We start from the raw sequence: 15,572 nt of genomic DNA, 5'->3' as shown, positions 1-15,572 counted from the left end.
ATTTGAGGAGCGCTCCATGGTCGAAGATGTAGAAATCAATCGTCTCTACTGGCACAGCCGTCGTGGCATGCTGGAATTGGACGTGTTGCTGGTGCCTTTCACCAAGGATGTGTATGCGACGCTCAATAAGGTGGATCGCGACCTCTATGTCAGGCTGCTGGAATGCGAAGACCAGGACATGTTCGGCTGGTTTATGGAACGTGCCGAATCGGAAGACCCGGAACTGCAGCGTATGGTCCGGATGATTCTGGACCGTGTTCAGCCCAAGTAATACGTTTGAATGCCGCTGGCAGGCCTCACGGCTGATGCTGGCGGCGTATCTCCTCGCCCAGCTGTTCGCGTTGGCTGCGCTTTTGTTTCTTGATCTGTCTTGTTCAAGCCTGGGCATGTTGCTGTGCCTGGCGCATGCCGCCTGGGTTTTACCGCGTCATATCCTGCTCACACACCGTTCGTCGATTCGTGGCCTGCGCCGCGACGCCGATGGCTGGCAGTTGCTCAGTGCTGAGCGAGGTTGGCACAGCGTGCAGTTGCGTCCCGACAGCTTGGCGCTGCCGCTAATCGTGGTGCTGCGCTATCGGGTGCCTGGGGCGTGGTGGGTGCGTTCTATCTGTGTGCCGTCGGATGCGCAGGTCGCCGATGTGCATCGGCGCCTGCGGGTGCGCTTGAAGTTCAGCCGCCGTAGGTGGTTGGCACCAGAATAGTGTCCCGGGCTTCGGGCAGCATCTGCGGGTAGTCCAGGGTGTAATGCAGGCCGCGGCTTTCTTTGCGCTCCATGGCCGAGCGGATCATCAACTCTGCTACCTGGGCCAGGTTGCGCAGCTCGATCAGGTCGCGGCTGACTTTGTAGTTACTGTAGAACTCCTCAATCTCATCCAGCAGCAGACGCACCCGGTGCTGCGCGCGTTGCAGGCGTTTGTTGGTGCGCACGATTCCCACGTAGTCCCACATGAAGCGGCGCAGCTCATCCCAGTTGTGCGCGATGATTACGTCTTCGTCCGAGTCGGTGACCTGGCTGGCGTCCCAGCGGGGCAGGGCGGCAGGCACCGGGATGCGTTGCAGCTGCTCGAGGATGTCCGCCGCCGCGGAGCGCGCATAGACGAAACATTCGAGCAACGAATTGCTGGCCATACGGTTGGCGCCATGCAGGCCGGTGAAGCTGGTTTCGCCAATCGCATACAGGCCGGGTACGTCAGTGCGGCCATGCCTGTCGACCATCACGCCGCCGCAGGTGTAGTGAGCGGCCGGCACCACAGGGATCGGGCCTTTGGTGATGTCGATGTTGAACGCCAGGCAGCGCTCATAAACCGTGGGGAAGTGGGTCTTGATGAAGGCTTCGGGCTTGTGGCTGATATCCAGGTAGACGCAGTCGATGCCCAGGCGCTTCATTTCATGGTCGATGGCACGGGCGACGATATCGCGCGGGGCCAGCTCGGCGCGCGGGTCGAAGCGCTGCATGAAGCGTTCGCCGTTAGGCAGTTTCAAGTGTGCGCCTTCCCCGCGCAGGGCTTCGGTAATCAGGAAACTCTTGGCCTGTGGGTGATACAGGCAGGTGGGGTGGAACTGGTTGAATTCCAGGTTGGCCACCCGGCAGCCGGAGCGCCAGGCCATGGCAATACCGTCGCCGCAGGCTCCGTCCGGGTTGCTGGTATAGAGGTAGACCTTCGCTGCGCCGCCTGAGGCCAGGATGGTGAAGCGCGCGCCGTAAGTGTCGACTTCACCACTGACACGGTTGAGCACGTAGGCGCCGAGGCAGCGTTCGCCGTCCAGGCCCAAGCGTTTCTCTGTGATCAGGTCGACGGCGACGCGTTGCTCAAGCAGCTCGATATTGGGGCGCTGGCGTGCCTGGTTGAGCAGCGTCCTGAAAATGGCTGCGCCTGTGGCGTCGGCAGCGTGGATGATTCGGCGATGGCTGTGGCCACCTTCGCGGGTCAAGTGGAATTCAAAGCCGCCGTCGTCGCTGCCAGCGTGTTCGTCACGGGTGAACGGCACGCCTTGGTCGATCAGCCATTGGATCGCCTCACGGCTGTGCTCGACAGTGAAGCGCACCGCCTCTTCATTGCACAGGCCGCCGCCGGCATTGAGGGTGTCTTCGACGTGGGATTGCACCGTGTCGGTGTCGTCCAGCACGGCGGCGACACCGCCCTGGGCCCAGAACGTCGAGCCGTTTGCCAGGTCGCCTTTGCTCAGTACCGCAATACGCAGGTGGCTGGGGAGGGTCAGCGCAAGGCTCAAGCCGGCCGCGCCGCTACCGATTACCAGGACATCGTGTTGAAACTGTTGGCTCATTTAAAGGATTCCGCAAAAAGCGATCCGGGGTGGCGCAAACAGGACGCCTGGATCGGCGAATCAAAGGGTCGCACGGGCTACTAGTATATAGAGGGGTGGAGCGGCACAATAGTCGGGCATTCGTGGCAATATGAGATTACGGTGCACGGCTTCGGTAAAATCGGCGGGTTATTGAGACGGGAACTTTTTGCATAAGCCTCGACTCAATAGCAGGTTGCCCGGAAGCTGGGAAACGTTGAGTTTATTGGCCCGTCGGGAGCATTGGACGCGTCAGAAAACCGGCGACAAGATTATTCGCGCAGCCGGCGTTGCCCGTGCTGCGTTTTTCGTGTGTGCCAAATCAGTGCATGCCGGAAACTTGCTTTGAGGGGGAGAACTTTTGCGAAAAGTCCGAGTCTATGTTTGCAAGCCTGATCGTTTAGTTATGCAAGCCTCCTTCAAGTACAACGAGGAGTGTTCATGCTAACCCAGGAAGAGGATCAGCAGCTGGTCGAGCGCGTTCAGCGCGGTGACAAGCGGGCCTTTGATCTGCTAGTGCTGAAATACCAGCACAAAATTCTCGGGTTGATCGTGCGGTTTGTGCACGACACCCATGAAGCGCAGGACGTTGCACAGGAGGCCTTTATCAAGGCTTACCGTGCACTTGGTAATTTTCGCGGTGATAGTGCGTTTTACACGTGGCTATACCGAATCGCCATTAACACGGCGAAGAACTATCTGGTGTCTCGCGGACGCCGCCCGCCGGATAGCGATGTAAGTTCAGAAGATGCAGAATTTTACGATGGTGATCACGGCCTCAAAGATCTCGAGTCGCCGGAGCGTGCGTTGCTGCGCGACGAGATCGAAGGCACCGTTCATCGCACAATTCAGCAACTGCCAGAAGATTTGCGTACGGCGTTAACTTTACGTGAATTCGATGGTCTGAGTTACGAAGACATTGCGAGTGTCATGCAGTGTCCGGTGGGGACTGTAAGGTCGCGGATTTTCCGGGCCAGGGAAGCCATCGATAAAGCCTTGCAACCGCTGTTGCAAGAGAACTAAAGACAGCGGCTACAGCCAAGAGAGGAACCGCCATGAGTCGTGATGCCCTGCAGGAATCGCTGTCCGCAGTGATGGATAACGAAGCGGATGAACTGGAACTTCGTCGAGTGCTCAATGCATTTGATGATGCCGAAACCCGTGATACCTGGTCTCGTTACCAAGTCGCTCGGGCGGTGATGCACAAGGATCTTCTAATCCCTCGTCTGGATATTGCTGCGGCGGTTTCTGCTGCGCTTGCTGATGAAGCCGTTCCGGCAAAATCTGCTCGTGGTCCATGGCGTAGCCTGGGTCGCCTCGCAGTGGCTGCCTCGGTGACTGTCGCAGTGTTGGCCGGTGTTCGCCTGTATAATCAGGACGAAATCGCCGGTGCCGAGCTGGCCCAGCAGACTCAGCAACCGGTCATGGCCGGTCCGCAAGTCAAAGGCCCAGCGGTACTGGCCGGCTACAAGGAAAGCTCTGACTCCACCGGTCCTATGGCCAACGGTGTGTTGCAAGGGCAATCCGGCTGGCAGGATCAGCGTCTTCCAGGCTACCTGCGCCAACATGCACAGGAATCTGCCTTGAAAGGCACTGAGAGCGCTCTGCCATACGCTCGCGCAGCAAGCCTGGAAAACCGCTAATCCGTAAGGAGCTCTATGCGAGCCATACCGCTCCTTACGCTTTTGCTCAGTGGTTGTTTTGCACTCCCCGGCCATGCCGATGAAGCCCAAGACTGGTTGACTCGACTTGGGCGTGCAGAACAGCAGCAAAGCTTTCAAGGTACGTTTGTCTACGAACGTAACGGCAGTTTTTCTACTCATGACATCTGGCATCGCGTCCAGAATGGTCAGGTCCGTGAGCGGCTCTTGCAGCTTGATGGTTCTGCCCAGGAAGTCGTGCGGTTGGATGGTCGAACGCAATGCGTCAGCGGCACTCTTGTCGCAGGCCTTGGCAATTCGCGCGATGCACCATCACGTGCACTTGATCCACAAAAACTCAATCAATTCTACGAAATGGCCGTTATTGGCAAATCCCGCGTGGCCGGTCGCAATGCGGTGATCGTGTCAATCACTCCCCGTGACCAATACCGCTATGGTTTTGAGCTGCACTTGGACCGTGAAACCGCGCTGCCGCTCAAATCACTGTTACTCAATGATCAGGGGCAGTTGCTCGAGCGTTTCCAGTTCACGCGGTTGAATACGTCGCTCGTCCCTGAAGACCGCGATCTGCAGCCCAGCAGCGAATGCACATCCATCACGGTCGCCAATGATAAAGCCCCAGAGGTGCAGTCTACCGAGACCTGGCATCTGGAATGGTTGCCGGCCGGGTTTCAGCTGACCAACAGCGGTGCTCGAAAAGACACCCAGACCAAAGCGACCGTCGACAGCCTGATGTATGAAGACGGGCTGGCGCGTTTCTCGGTGTTCCTCGAGCCAATCAGCGATGTGAGCGTCACTGAAACCCGCACTCAACTGGGGCCCACCGTTGCAGTATCGCGCCGCCTGAATACGGTGGACGGCGAAATGATGGTGACAGTAGTGGGCGAGATTCCAATCGGCACCGCAGAACGTATCGCATTGTCGGTACGCGGTGAAAAAAAGCCAGTCGCCCAGCCGTGAGTCGTTAATTCTATGTTCATCCTGACGTTTCACTGTAGTTGCATGCCAGGTTGGCTGCCGAGAGACATGAAATGTCTGGATCAGCATTTTCACTTGCAAAAATCCCTCATGTTTTTTATAGGTCAGTGCTTGTCGGCTCTGGCCTTGTCTTGTTCGCGGAACAAAGATGTCGGTCGCAGTTTTCGGCGTTTCTTGAACCCTGTCGCTCAACCCTGCTCGTTGTAACGGGAGCTGTATGTCGATACCACGTTTGAAATCGTACCTATCCATAGTCGCCACGGTATTGGTGCTGGGTCAGGCCTTACCTGCGCAAGCGGTCGAGTTGCCTGACTTCACCCAATTGGTTGAGCAGGCATCGCCTGCCGTGGTGAACATCAGTACCACGCAAAAACTGCCGGATCGCAAAGTCTCCAACCAGCAGATGCCGGACCTGGAAGGCCTGCCGCCGATGCTGCGCGAGTTCTTCGAGCGCGGCATGCCGCAACAGCGCGCCCCCCGTGGCGGCGGTGGCGGCCAGCGTGAGGCTCAGTCCCTGGGCTCGGGCTTTATCATCTCGCCGGATGGCTACATCCTCACTAACAACCACGTGATTGCCGATGCCGACGAGATTCTCGTGCGCCTGGCTGATCGTAGTGAGCTGAAAGCCAAGTTGGTAGGCACCGATCCAAGATCCGATGTGGCCTTGCTGAAGATTGAAGGCAAAGACCTGCCAGTGTTGAAACTGGGTAAATCCCAGGACCTGAAAGCCGGGCAGTGGGTAGTCGCTATCGGTTCGCCGTTTGGCTTTGACCATACCGTGACTCAAGGCATTGTCAGCGCCATTGGCCGCAGCCTGCCGAACGAAAACTACGTGCCATTCATCCAGACCGACGTGCCGATCAACCCGGGCAACTCCGGTGGCCCGCTGTTCAACCTGGCCGGCGAAGTGGTGGGGATCAACTCGCAGATCTACACCCGTTCCGGTGGCTTCATGGGGGTGTCGTTCGCCATTCCGATCGATGTAGCCATGGACGTTTCCAACCAACTGAAAAGCGGTGGCAAGGTCAGCCGTGGCTGGTTGGGCGTGGTGATTCAGGAAGTGAACAAAGACCTGGCTGAATCCTTCGGCCTCGACAAGCCGGCCGGTGCACTGGTCGCGCAGATCCAGGACGATGGCCCGGCTGCCAAGGGTGGCCTGCAAGTCGGCGACGTGATCCTTAGCATGAACGGCCAGCCAATTGTCATGTCGGCCGACCTGCCGCACCTGGTAGGCGCGCTCAAGGCAGGCAGCAAGGCCAAGCTTGAAGTGATCCGCGAGGGCAAGCGCCAGAACGTTGAGCTGACTGTTGGCGCAATCCCTGAAGAAGGGGCAGCACTGGATGCCTTGGGTAACGCTAAGCCGGGTGCCGAACGCAGCAGCAATCGCCTGGGCATTGCTGTCGCCGAACTGACCGCTGAACAAAAGAAGACATACGACCTCAAGAGCGGCGTCGTGATCAAGGAAGTCCAGGATGGCCCTGCGTCCCTGATTGGCCTGCAGCCAGGTGACGTGATCACCCACCTGAATAATCAGGCAATCGACAATACCAAGCAGTTCACTGACATCGCCAAGGCGCTGCCGAAGAACCGCTCGGTATCGATGCGAGTGCTGCGTCAGGGGCGTGCCAGCTTCATAACCTTCAAGTTGGCCGAGTAACCCGGTAAAAAGAAAAAGCCCCGCCTTCGTTTAACGAGGGCGGGGCTTTTTTTGGCCGCTGGATTTAGCTCATCATTCCTTTGACCAGGCGCTCCTGTTCGATCAGTTCACGCTGACGCGCGTCGATACGCGACGACAGCGGGAAATTGCTTCCAGCGCGACGCTTTGCAAAATCCAACTGCTGGATGGCCTGCTGGAAGTCACCTACCAATGCGAAGTATTCGGCGCGGGCCTGATGCAGGCCAATGATATTGCCGGACAAGCCTCGGGTTTCCGCAACCTGATACCAAACGTCGGGATCGTCGGGGCGGGATTTGAGCAAACCGTCCAAGGCCTTCTCTGCATCGGCAGTGCGGTTCTGTTTGAGCAACACGTCTACTCGGATCTGATTCAGCGGATAGTTGCCCGGATATTGGGCTAGCATCCGATCGGTACGTTGCTGGGCATCGGGCAGATGATTGTTGTCGATCTCCAACTGAATCAGTGCCAGGTTGTAGGTAATGTCGTTCGGTGCCTTGGCCAGCAACGCTGTCAGGTTTTCCCGCGCTTGCTTGAATTGGGAGCCTTTGATCTGGGCGATAGCCAAACCATAACGCGCTACATCGTTTTTCGGGTTCTCGTCCAACTGCGCCTGGAAGCGCTTGGCGGCGAGACCCGGGGTGTCTTCGTACTGCAATTGCACCCGTGCGCGGATCAGTTGATAGCGCAAGCTGTCTTCTTTGCCGCCAGGCTTGGACTGCTCGGCGCGGTTGCGTGTGTCGGCGATTCGCGATTCGGTGACCGGGTGTGTCAGCAGGAATTCCGGTGGCTTGGCATCGAAGCGGTACTGGCGCATCAGACGCTCGAACATGGTTGGCATGGAGCGCGGGTCGTAACCGGCTTTTTCCAGGTTGAGGATGCCTATACGGTCCGCCTCTTGTTCGTTTTGCCGCGAGAACCGACGCTGCTCTTGGATTGCAGCAGCCTGGGTGCCGGCAATCGCAGCAATACCCGCGTCACCTGCACCAGCGGCTGCGGCAATGATGCCGCCAAGCAACGCTGCCATCATCGGAAGCTGCATGCGTTGTTGCGCTTCCACGCCACGGGCGAAGTGGCGTTGGGACAAGTGCGCCAGCTCATGCGCCAGCACCGAAGCGTATTCCCCTTCGGTCTGAGCGTTGAGGAACAGGCCGCCGTTGACCCCCACAATACCGCCGGGTGCGGCAAAGGCGTTCAGTTGCGGGCTGTTGATCAGGATGAACTCCAGCCTACGGTCGTTGACTTGGCTGGTCTCCACCAGTTTGTAAACGCTGGTTTCGACGTAATCCTTGAGCTGCGGATCGTTGAGTTGCGAGACCTGGCCCCGCAGATAGGCCAGCCAGGCGCGGCCCAACTGGTATTCCTGTTGTGGCGAGACAATGGCAGAACTGGCGTCGCCAAGTGACGGCAGGTCGTCAGCGAAGCCTGGGGAGGCCAGCAGGCAAGCCAGCGTCAGCAGGGTAGGGCGCAAAAAAGTCATGCACAGAGCCTTTCGACAAAGAGCTTACTGTAGCCGGACACTGAGCTTCGGACCAGATATTCTAAGCAGCCCAACGCGTGCCCGGAGTAAAACCATGACCGACGCTGTAGCTTTTGATGCCGAACTTGATGCCAGCGGCCTCAATTGCCCGTTGCCCTTGCTCAAGGCCAAGCTGGAACTCAATCGTCTGGCCAGTGGCGCCGTACTTAAGGTAATCGCCACGGACGCAGGCTCTCAGCGTGATTTTCGTACGTTTGCCAAGCTGGCCGGCCACACCCTGTTGCACGAAGAAGACGCCGCCGGTGTGTACCGTTACTGGTTGCGCAAGGCCTGAACTGTTTGCCCCCACCACCTGAGGTTGATTGATGTTCAAAGTGTTACGAGACTGGATCCAGCGCTACTTCTCCGATGAGGAGGCCGTGGTGCTGGCGGTTCTGTTGTTTCTGGCGTTTACGGCTGTGCTCACCTTGGGTGGCATGTTGGCACCGGTGTTGGCGGGGATGGTGCTGGCCTACCTGATGCAAGGCCTGGTCACGGCGCTGGAACGGTTGCGCCTGCCGGGCGGGGTGTCGGTGGGGCTGGTGTTCGCCTTGTTCATGGGCGTGTTGGTGCTGTTTATCGTGGTAGTGCTGCCGTTGCTATGGCATCAACTGATCACTCTGTTCAATGAGTTGCCGGGCATGCTCGCCAAGTGGCAATCACTGTTGCTGCTGTTGCCGGAACGCTACCCGCACCTGGTGTCGGATGAGCAGGTGTTGCAGGCTATAGAAGTGGCCCGCGGCGAGATCGGAAAGTTCGGCCAATGGGCGCTGACCTTTTCCCTGTCCAGCTTGCCGCTGCTGGTGAATATCATGATTTACCTGGTGCTGGTGCCGATTCTGGTGTTCTTCTTCCTCAAGGACCGCGCCATGATCGGCCGTTGGGTAAGTGGCTACCTGCCGCGCGAGCGAGCGCTGATTACCCGTGTTGCCGAGGAAATGAACCGGCAGATCGCCAACTACATACGCGGCAAGGTGATCGAGATCATTATCTGCGGGGGCGTGACCTACATTGCCTTTATTGCCCTGGACCTGAACTACGCGGCCTTGCTGGCATTGCTGGTCGGGATTTCAGTGGTGGTGCCTTACGTAGGCGCGGTGGTGGTGACGGTGCCGGTTACATTGATTGCCTTGTTCCAGTGGGGCTGGAGCGACCAATTCATCTACTTGATGGCGGTGTACGGGATTATCCAAACCCTGGACGGCAACGTGCTGGTGCCGCTGCTGTTCTCGGAGGCCGTCAACCTGCATCCGGTAGCGATCATCTGCGCAGTGTTGTTGTTTGGTGGGTTGTGGGGCTTCTGGGGCGTGTTCTTTGCGATCCCCCTGGCGACGCTGTTCAAGGCGGTGCTGGATGCATGGCCGCGTCAAGAGCCGGTCGTTGCGCCGTTGTTGTAACGGTATGACACAACTTGTATGAGCGGGCTCGCTCCGCGCGGGGGTGCGAAGCAGCCCTTAAACCTGCAGCCGCGTTTTATCTGAAAAAAACGCGGCGGCTATGTTGGGGGCACTTCGCACCCCAGCGCGGGACAAGCCCGCTTACTACAGACTCAAGGCTTGTTCAGCGCCTGCGCCGCGGCCAAAACCGCATCCACATGCCCCGGCACCTTCACGCCACGCCATTCCTGACGCAGCACGCCATTCTTGTCGATGAGGAACGTGCTGCGATCCACGCCGAGGTATTCCTTGCCATACAGCTTCTTCAGCTTGATCACGTCAAACAGTTGGCAAACCGCTTCGTCCTTGTCGCTGATCAGCTCGAAGGGGAACTCCTGCTTGCCTTTGAAGTTTTCGTGAGACTTCACGCTGTCGCGCGACACGCCAAACACTTCAGTGTTGGCCGCCTTGAACGCTGCGTACTGGTCACGAAAACCCTGGCCTTCAGTGGTGCAGCCCGGCGTACTGTCCTTCGGGTAGAAGTAGAGCACCACTTGCTTGCCCTTGAGGGCTGCGAGGCTGAAGGTCTGGCCGCTGGTGGCCTGGGCTTCGAAATCGGCTATGGGTTGGTCGATGACTACGGCCATGAAAACTTCCTTACATTGGGTTCTGTGGGCGCCACGGTTCGATCAGTGCGTCGAGGTTCAGGGCATCGGCGAAATCCAGGAACTGATCGCGCAGCCAACTGATCTGCACGCCCGCCGGCAGGGTCACGGTAAACGTGGCGTTCAACATGGTGCCGCCGGTTTGCGGGGCCTGGTAGGTGTCGCAGGTCAGGTTCTCCAGCTCGACATTGTGGTCGATGAAGAACTGGCACAGCTCGTTGACGATGTCCGAGCGATAGGCCGAACTGACATACGCCACATAAGGCAGAGCCTGCGGACGATTTTCCAGGGCGGCGCTGCGTACCACATTGACGGTGAAGTCATGCTTCTTTGCCAGGCCCGGCAGGCCGGTTTCGAGGCGAGCCAGGGCATCCCAAGTGCCGGAGATCTGCAGGACCAGCGCACTGCACTCGCCATGACGGGTCAGGCGGGAGGTTACGACGGCGCAGCGGTTTTCATGGCTGGCGCGGCACAGGACGTTAGTCAGCTCCATGGGGTTGGCGCCGAGGGCACTGATAACAAGGAATTGTTCGCGAACTGTGGGGGTGGACATGCAGCCTTCCTAAAACGATGAGCGGTCGATACTGTAAGGGCGGTATCGATCAAAGGATGAAGGGTAGCGAAAAGCGTCGCCAAGGGATAGGAGGTGGCGTTTTCATTGCGTGATCGGTCCTATTTCATCGTGCTTCAGGGTGTGCTTTGGCCCGATGATGGCATTGTCCGTCGTTTAGTTACGTCAGAACGCATCCTCAGGCGGTACTTTGCTTGTGCAAGCATCTTGGCGCCAGTACCATTACGGCTCTCTTTTTCCGGCAGGAGCGGTTGCATGATTGCGGGCAGTATGGTGGCACTGGTCACACCCATGGATGCACAAGGTCGTCTCGACTGGGACAGCCTGGGCAAACTGGTGGACTTCCACCTGCAAGAAGGCACCAACGCCATCGTGGCGGTCGGCACCACCGGTGAATCGGCCACTCTCGATGTGGAAGAACACATCCAAGTGATCGAGTTCGTGGTCAAGCGTGTTGCGGGCCGTATTGCCGTGATCGCCGGCACGGGCGCCAACTCGACACGCGAAGCAATCGAGCTGACCAAGAACGCCAAGAAGGCGGGCGCCGATGCGTGCCTGCTGGTGACCCCGTACTACAACAAGCCGACCCAGGAAGGCTTGTACCAGCACTTCCGCGCCATTGCCGAAGCGGTCGATATCCCGCAGATCCTCTATAACGTACCGGGTCGTACCGCGTGCGATATGAAGGCCGAGACCGTGATCCGCCTGTCCACCGTGCCGAACATCATCGGCATCAAGGAAGCCACGGGCGACCTGCAGCGCGCCAAGGACATCCTGGCCGGCGTGAGCGGCGATTTCCTGGTGTATTCCGGTGACGACGCCACGGCGGTCGAGCTGATCCTGCTCGGCGGCAAAGGCAACATCTCTGTGACCGCCAACGTGGCCCCGCGTGCCATGAGCGAGATGTGCGCTGCCGCCATCGCCGGCGACGCCCCGACCGCCCGCGCGATCCACGAGAAGCTGATGCCGCTCAACAAGACACTGTTTATCGAATCCAACCCTATTCCCGTGAAATGGGCGCTGACTGAAATGGGCATGATGCCGGACGGTATCCGTCTGCCGCTCACTCGTCTTAGTGAAGCCTGTCACGAACCGCTGCGACAGGCCCTGCGCCAGTCCGGCGTCCTGGTTTAATTGAGGAAGCATTACGCATGAAGCGATTGGCCGGACTTTCCGCACTTGCCTTGATTATCTCCAGCACCAGTGGCTGCGGTTGGATCTGGGGCCCGGATGGCTACTTCCGTGACCGCGGTAGCGATTACCTGGAAGCCCAACCCACCAAGCCGATGGAGTTGCCGCCTGGCGTCAATGTCGCCAAGCGCCTTGACCCCTTGCTGCCGATCCCGCGCAACGTTGCCGACGACACCACCAAGGGTGAGTACGTAGTGCCGCGTCCACAGCCGATCTCGGCCGTGGCGGATGCCAGTGACTACAGCCTGCAGAAAAGCGGTGACTCCCGCTGGATCGTGGCTCAGCGCCCGCCCGCCGAAGTCTGGCCGGTGGCGGTGCAGTTCTTCCAGGACAACGGTTTTCGCATTGATCAGCAACGCCCGCAGACCGGTGAATTCACCACTGCATGGCAGCAGGGCAGCGAGCTCTCCGCGACCATGGCCAAGCGCCTGCAGGCCGGTGGTGTAGCCGCCGACAGCGAAGCCCGAGTGCGTGTGCGCATCGAGCCAGGTGTACAACGCAATACCAGTGAAGTCTACGTGGTCAGCGCCGAGCGTCCTGCCGGCAGCACCGCCAACGTTGATTTCACCAATCGTTCGGTTAACCCCGGTGTCGACTCGGCACTGGTCGACGAGATGTTGGCCAGCATGAGCCGTATCTCCGAGAAGGGCGGTTCCGTTTCGCTGCTCGCCGCACGTGATTACGACACCCCGAGCCGCGTCAGCCTCACTGAAGACGGTAGCGGCAACGTTGTGCTGAGCCTGGGTGAAGACCTCAATCGTGCCTGGGCCAGTGTTGGCCGCGCGTTGGAACAGGGCCCTTGGCGTGTTGAAGATATCAACCGCAGCCTGGGCCTGTACTACATCAACGTGGCTGAAAAGGCCGAGCGCAAAGATGATGAACCAGGTTTCTTCAGCAAATTGTTCGGCAGCAAGCCGACCAAGGAAGAAGTCGAAACCCGCGCCGAGCGTTATCAGGTTCGTTTGAGCAAAGTGGGCGAAAGCGTGCAAGTCACCGTCGAGAAAAACATCAATACCGTTGCGCCCGCTGAAACAGCGCGCAAAGTATTGGGCGTGATTCAGGACAACCTGGGCTGATCCGATGCGTTTTGCCGTTCTCGGCAGCGGTAGCCAAGGGAACGGCACGCTGGTCGCCCATGACGACACGTATGTGCTGGTGGATTGTGGTTTCTCGTTAAAAGAAACCGAGCGGCGCCTGCTGCGCCTGGGGGTTCACCCCGCGCAGCTGAGTGCGATTCTGGTGACCCACGAACATGCCGACCACGTGCATGGCGTGGGTTTGCTGTCTCGGCGCTACAATCTTCCGGTGTACCTCAGTCGCGGCACCTTGCGCGGGATGCGCAAACCCATTGAGCCCGCGGGTTTCCTGGCCGGTGGCGAGCAACTGCAAATCGGTGCCCTGAGCATCGATGTGATTGCCGTGGCGCACGACGCTCAGGAACCGACGCAGTATGTTTTCAGTGACGGAGAGCGACGCTTCGGCGTGCTCACTGACCTGGGTTCCTACTGCGCCAAGGTGCTGGACGGTTACCGGAACCTCGATGCGTTGATGATCGAGTCCAACCACTGCCGAGACCTGCTGGCTCGCGGTCATTACCCCTACTTTCTCAAGCAGCGGGTGGGCGGCGAACTGGGACATTTGAACAACCACCAGGCCGCGTACCTGGTGTATGAGTTGGGCTGGCAAGACCTGCAACACTTGGTCCTGGCCCACTTGAGCAGCAAGAACAACCTGCCGACGCTTGCCCGGCAATGTTTTGTCGACACCCTTGGGTGCGACCCGGACTGGCTGCAACTGGCCGATCAAGATTCAGGGCTCGACTGGCGCCACATCGCCTAGCCCACCTCACTCAAAGCGGAGCCCATCATGGAAAAACGTGAAGAACTCTACCGCGGCAAAGCCAAGTCGGTGTACAAGACCGACGACGCCAACCGCCTGATCCTGCTGTTTCGCAACGACACCTCGGCGTTCGACGGCAAGCGCATCGAACAACTTGATCGCAAAGGCATGGTGAACAACAAATTCAACGCCTTCATTATGCAGAAACTCGAAGAGGCCGGCATTCCGACCCAATTCGACAAACTGCTGGGCGACAACGAGTGCCTGGTCAAGAAGCTCGACATGATCCCGGTGGAATGCGTCGTGCGTAACTACGCCGCCGGCAGCCTGGTCAAGCGCCTGGGCGTGGAAGAGGGCCTCAAGCTCAATCCATACACCTTCGAACTGTTCCTGAAGGACGACGCCAAGGGCGACCCGTTCATCAATGAATCCCACGTCGTGGCGTTCGGCTGGGGCACCGCTGAGCAGCTGGCGCGCATGAAGGAATTGTCCCTCAAGGTCAACGATGTGCTGAGTAAGCTGTTCGACGACGCCGGTCTGCTGCTGGTCGACTTCAAGCTCGAATTCGGTGTGTTCCACGATGGCTCCATCGTCCTGGGCGACGAATTCAGCCCGGACGGCTGCCGCCTGTGGGACAAGGACACCAAGAAGAAGATGGACAAAGACCGCTTCCGCCAAGGCCTCGGTGATGTGATCGAAGCCTACGAAGAAGTTGCCAATCGTCTCGGCGTACCGCTTTAATCGACGCAAGCATCTGATAGCACGGAAAAAAATCGCTTCGGCGCTTTGCTTTCCTGATTCACGCTGTTATGATGCGCGCCGTTGGAGAGATGCCAGAGTGGCCGAATGGGACGGATTCGAAATCCGTTGTACCTTCACCGGTACCTAGGGTTCGAATCCCTATCTCTCCGCCATTATTGAATAACGAAAACCCCTGATAACTTAATTGTTGTTGGGGGTTTTTTGTTTTGGGGCAGAAATTTCAAGATGAATCCTGCTACGGTCATTTATCAGATGGCATCATGGGCCGTAACACCGTCATGCAGTACCCAGTCATAACAACAGGGCGACGGCTCCGGAACAAGGACAGTCAGGCGGGTATTTTCGAGAGCTATACCCTCAGTGAAAAAACCGCGCTGGACGCTGCACGAGCGGGGCTGCTGTCAGATATTCAGAAGGGCGGAAAAGTGCATGGCCGATGATGTGCTAATCAACAACGCCTCGGGCATTGAGCGCGGTGTCGCTCGCGCCCGCGAGGAGTACGCAAAGGGCCCTGCCAGTTTCGCTACTGACTTCATCCGTCAGGACGCAGCGATTCTTAATATTCAACGTGCGTGCGAAGCCGCGCTGGATATGGGGCAGCATCCTGTTGACCAACCTGAAGAGCATGGTCGGTTTTCGCAATATCGCCGTGCACGAGTATCAACCCCTCCAATTGCCGATTACCGTTGCGATCATCACTCAGCATTTGGGTGATTTTTTGGCGTTCAGTTCATTTATCCTGATTAAGGATGCGAGTCAGTCAAGCGCTACCCCAGACACTCGACTCAGATGAAGAGAAAGCCTGCAGAACTCAATGTTCAGCAGGCGTTTTAGTAGTTGCTCCTCCCTTCTGAATGTTCCCGTGATCTACTCCCCAGGGCCCTTAAGCGCCTTCGGCCTGCCATTGCGTGGGCACTGTTTTTTCAACGTTAAACCGTCAGGTTCGCTGTCGTTTTTTACACATCAGCCAAGCCTTCGAACGAACCGAGCGCCTTCGCACGGCGTCGTCCCCTCCGTTAATTCGCGCTTCC

Annotated in this window: 16 protein-coding genes, 1 tRNA gene and 2 pseudogenes; 15 read left to right on the top strand and 4 right to left on the bottom strand. The window is 58.4% G+C overall.

Features of this window, described 5'->3' with window-relative positions:
- The first annotated feature begins 16 nt into the window (after nucleotides 1-16).
- Together AACY08_RS20835 and AACY08_RS20830 are read left to right on the top strand one after the other, a co-directional pair.
- Nucleotides 17-271 carry an FAD assembly factor SdhE gene (locus tag AACY08_RS20835; protein ID WP_339414950.1) on the top strand — a complete coding sequence of 85 codons (255 nt, stop codon included), beginning with the start codon at nucleotides 17-19 and terminating at the stop codon, nucleotides 269-271.
- Entirely contained in the window at nucleotides 255-701 is a 447-nt protein-coding gene (locus tag AACY08_RS20830; protein ID WP_339471234.1) for a hypothetical protein, read from the top strand. The genes AACY08_RS20835 and AACY08_RS20830 overlap by 17 nt, the downstream gene beginning before the upstream one ends.
- Here AACY08_RS20830 and nadB read toward each other — a convergent pair.
- On the bottom strand, nucleotides 670-2,286 hold the full coding sequence (gene nadB, locus AACY08_RS20825; protein ID WP_339471232.1) for an L-aspartate oxidase: 1,617 nt from the start codon (nucleotides 2,284-2,286) through the stop codon (nucleotides 670-672). The genes AACY08_RS20830 and nadB overlap by 32 nt on opposite strands.
- A gap of 459 nt (nucleotides 2,287-2,745) precedes the next feature.
- Between nadB and rpoE the strand changes: the two genes are divergently transcribed.
- From rpoE to AACY08_RS20805, 4 genes are all read left to right on the top strand, one after another.
- The gene (rpoE, locus tag AACY08_RS20820) at nucleotides 2,746-3,327 is read left to right on the top strand and encodes an RNA polymerase sigma factor RpoE (protein WP_003172477.1); all 582 of its coding nucleotides are present in this window, start codon (nucleotides 2,746-2,748) and stop codon (nucleotides 3,325-3,327) included.
- A gap of 32 nt (nucleotides 3,328-3,359) precedes the next feature.
- Entirely contained in the window at nucleotides 3,360-3,947 is a 588-nt protein-coding gene (locus AACY08_RS20815; protein WP_339471230.1) for a sigma-E factor negative regulatory protein, read from the top strand.
- 15 nt (nucleotides 3,948-3,962) lie between these two features.
- Nucleotides 3,963-4,925 (top strand): MucB/RseB C-terminal domain-containing protein, encoded by a 963-nt coding sequence (locus tag AACY08_RS20810; protein ID WP_339471229.1) that lies wholly within the window; start codon nucleotides 3,963-3,965, stop codon nucleotides 4,923-4,925.
- Nucleotides 4,926-5,160: 235 nt separating this feature from the next.
- The gene (locus AACY08_RS20805; RefSeq protein WP_339414945.1) at nucleotides 5,161-6,600 is read left to right on the top strand and encodes a DegQ family serine endoprotease; all 1,440 of its coding nucleotides are present in this window, start codon (nucleotides 5,161-5,163) and stop codon (nucleotides 6,598-6,600) included.
- A 64-nt stretch (nucleotides 6,601-6,664) separates the two neighbouring features.
- On the opposite strand, the gene AACY08_RS20800 is transcribed toward AACY08_RS20805, so the two are convergent.
- Nucleotides 6,665-8,098, bottom strand: a complete 1,434-nt coding sequence (locus tag AACY08_RS20800; protein ID WP_339471228.1) for a M48 family metalloprotease — start codon at nucleotides 8,096-8,098, stop codon at nucleotides 6,665-6,667.
- Between the two features lie 94 nt (nucleotides 8,099-8,192).
- Here AACY08_RS20800 and AACY08_RS20795 point away from each other — a divergent pair, with 94 nt between their 5' ends.
- Both AACY08_RS20795 and AACY08_RS20790 read left to right on the top strand, forming a co-directional pair.
- Nucleotides 8,193-8,432 (top strand): sulfurtransferase TusA family protein, encoded by a 240-nt coding sequence (locus tag AACY08_RS20795; RefSeq protein WP_010212198.1) that lies wholly within the window; start codon nucleotides 8,193-8,195, stop codon nucleotides 8,430-8,432.
- Between the two features lie 31 nt (nucleotides 8,433-8,463).
- Nucleotides 8,464-9,534: an AI-2E family transporter gene (locus tag AACY08_RS20790; RefSeq protein ID WP_339471227.1), complete on the top strand. Its 1,071-nt coding sequence runs from the start codon at nucleotides 8,464-8,466 to the stop codon at nucleotides 9,532-9,534.
- 152 nt (nucleotides 9,535-9,686) lie between these two features.
- On the opposite strand, the gene AACY08_RS20785 is transcribed toward AACY08_RS20790, so the two are convergent.
- Together AACY08_RS20785 and AACY08_RS20780 are read right to left on the bottom strand one after the other, a co-directional pair.
- Entirely contained in the window at nucleotides 9,687-10,160 is a 474-nt protein-coding gene (locus AACY08_RS20785; protein ID WP_339471226.1) for a peroxiredoxin, read from the bottom strand.
- Between the two features lie 10 nt (nucleotides 10,161-10,170).
- Entirely contained in the window at nucleotides 10,171-10,731 is a 561-nt protein-coding gene (locus AACY08_RS20780) for a glycine cleavage system protein R (protein WP_003172487.1), read from the bottom strand.
- 273 nt (nucleotides 10,732-11,004) lie between these two features.
- Here AACY08_RS20780 and dapA point away from each other — a divergent pair, with 273 nt between their 5' ends.
- The 7 genes and pseudogenes from dapA to AACY08_RS20745 all read left to right on the top strand — a co-directional run bounded on the left by dapA (nucleotide 11,005) and on the right by AACY08_RS20745 (nucleotide 15,334).
- On the top strand, nucleotides 11,005-11,883 hold the full coding sequence (gene dapA, locus AACY08_RS20775) for a 4-hydroxy-tetrahydrodipicolinate synthase (RefSeq protein ID WP_339471225.1): 879 nt from the start codon (nucleotides 11,005-11,007) through the stop codon (nucleotides 11,881-11,883).
- Between the two features lie 17 nt (nucleotides 11,884-11,900).
- Nucleotides 11,901-13,016 (top strand): outer membrane protein assembly factor BamC, encoded by a 1,116-nt coding sequence (gene bamC, locus AACY08_RS20770; RefSeq protein ID WP_339471224.1) that lies wholly within the window; start codon nucleotides 11,901-11,903, stop codon nucleotides 13,014-13,016.
- 4 nt (nucleotides 13,017-13,020) lie between these two features.
- A complete protein-coding gene (locus tag AACY08_RS20765) occupies nucleotides 13,021-13,779 on the top strand; it encodes an MBL fold metallo-hydrolase (RefSeq protein WP_049709501.1) in 759 nt (252 codons plus the stop codon).
- A 27-nt stretch (nucleotides 13,780-13,806) separates the two neighbouring features.
- On the top strand, nucleotides 13,807-14,520 hold the full coding sequence (purC, locus tag AACY08_RS20760) for a phosphoribosylaminoimidazolesuccinocarboxamide synthase (RefSeq protein ID WP_003172493.1): 714 nt from the start codon (nucleotides 13,807-13,809) through the stop codon (nucleotides 14,518-14,520).
- A gap of 83 nt (nucleotides 14,521-14,603) precedes the next feature.
- A tRNA-Ser gene (locus AACY08_RS20755) sits at nucleotides 14,604-14,693 on the top strand.
- 117 nt (nucleotides 14,694-14,810) lie between these two features.
- Nucleotides 14,811-14,981, top strand: a pseudogene (locus tag AACY08_RS20750) (type VII toxin-antitoxin system MntA family adenylyltransferase antitoxin); the annotation flags it as partial.
- A pseudogene (locus AACY08_RS20745) lies at nucleotides 14,971-15,334 on the top strand (DUF86 domain-containing protein). The pseudogenes AACY08_RS20750 and AACY08_RS20745, both read left to right, overlap by 11 nt.
- The last annotated feature ends 238 nt before the right edge of the window (nucleotides 15,335-15,572 follow it).

Origin of the sequence: Pseudomonas sp. EL_65y_Pfl1_R83, from assembly GCF_963970695.1 — a bacterium.
In the GTDB taxonomy this organism is placed as follows: Bacteria; Pseudomonadota; Gammaproteobacteria; order Pseudomonadales; family Pseudomonadaceae; genus Aquipseudomonas; species Aquipseudomonas tritici.
This window is presented reverse-complemented; position numbering and strand designations above follow the sequence as displayed.

Bases quoted from the DNA above. Each gene is read 5' to 3' on its own strand.
- AACY08_RS20835 (WP_339414950.1), top strand. From the start codon at position 17: ATGGTCGAAGATGTAGAAATCAATCGTCTCTACTGGCACAGCCGTCGT.
- nadB (WP_339471232.1), bottom strand. From the start codon at position 2,286: ATGAGCCAACAGTTTCAACACGATGTCCTGGTAATCGGTAGCGGCGCG.
- rpoE (WP_003172477.1), top strand. From the start codon at position 2,746: ATGCTAACCCAGGAAGAGGATCAGCAGCTGGTCGAGCGCGTTCAGCGC.
- AACY08_RS20815 (WP_339471230.1), top strand. From the start codon at position 3,360: ATGAGTCGTGATGCCCTGCAGGAATCGCTGTCCGCAGTGATGGATAAC.
- AACY08_RS20810 (WP_339471229.1), top strand. From the start codon at position 3,963: ATGCGAGCCATACCGCTCCTTACGCTTTTGCTCAGTGGTTGTTTTGCA.
- AACY08_RS20805 (WP_339414945.1), top strand. From the start codon at position 5,161: ATGTCGATACCACGTTTGAAATCGTACCTATCCATAGTCGCCACGGTA.
- AACY08_RS20800 (WP_339471228.1), bottom strand. From the start codon at position 8,098: ATGACTTTTTTGCGCCCTACCCTGCTGACGCTGGCTTGCCTGCTGGCC.
- AACY08_RS20795 (WP_010212198.1), top strand. From the start codon at position 8,193: ATGACCGACGCTGTAGCTTTTGATGCCGAACTTGATGCCAGCGGCCTC.
- AACY08_RS20790 (WP_339471227.1), top strand. From the start codon at position 8,464: ATGTTCAAAGTGTTACGAGACTGGATCCAGCGCTACTTCTCCGATGAG.
- AACY08_RS20785 (WP_339471226.1), bottom strand. From the start codon at position 10,160: ATGGCCGTAGTCATCGACCAACCCATAGCCGATTTCGAAGCCCAGGCC.
- AACY08_RS20780 (WP_003172487.1), bottom strand. From the start codon at position 10,731: ATGTCCACCCCCACAGTTCGCGAACAATTCCTTGTTATCAGTGCCCTC.
- dapA (WP_339471225.1), top strand. From the start codon at position 11,005: ATGATTGCGGGCAGTATGGTGGCACTGGTCACACCCATGGATGCACAA.
- bamC (WP_339471224.1), top strand. From the start codon at position 11,901: ATGAAGCGATTGGCCGGACTTTCCGCACTTGCCTTGATTATCTCCAGC.
- AACY08_RS20765 (WP_049709501.1), top strand. From the start codon at position 13,021: ATGCGTTTTGCCGTTCTCGGCAGCGGTAGCCAAGGGAACGGCACGCTG.
- purC (WP_003172493.1), top strand. From the start codon at position 13,807: ATGGAAAAACGTGAAGAACTCTACCGCGGCAAAGCCAAGTCGGTGTAC.